A 488-nucleotide genomic window follows, 5' to 3' on the forward strand; every position below is an offset into this window, starting at 1 on the left:
CTTATGCAAAGAAGCCAAGTTAACTGATCGCTATTTTTACGAATCCTATTCAGGTCTAGAAAATTTATTACTGGCGGTCTATGAAGACTGTATGACCCTGCTCAGTAAAGAAATTGTTCAAGCCATCGTTGTGGGCTATCAAGACTCTGACCCAAAGGCTGCCATTATTGCGGGTTTAGATAAGTACTTTGAAATTCTTGAAGACCCTAATATCGCTCGAATATGCATGGTCGAATTAGAAGGCATTAGCCCAGAAGTTAATACGCTTTACTATCATTACATCAATGGCTTTGCAGAAATTTTAAGAGTAATGGCAAATAAGGCTTTTCCCGATATGACGATTGATCGTGCCCAACAGGACATCATGGCTATATCCTTAGTAGGAGCAATGCGCCAGGCAGCGACAAACTGGTTAGTGAGTGATTATAAAACGGAACGAAAAGAGCTAGTTGCCGCCACCAGTAAGTTATTTTTAGGAATCATTAAGT

At 40.2% G+C, this 488-nt stretch carries 1 protein-coding gene; it reads left to right on the top strand.

Translation table 11 applies throughout. From position 1 onward, the window contains the following. On the top strand, window positions 1-488 hold a 488-nt coding region (locus tag A3757_RS27125), incomplete at both ends, for a TetR/AcrR family transcriptional regulator (protein WP_068740242.1).

Source organism: Oleiphilus sp. HI0117 (genome assembly GCF_001635235.1).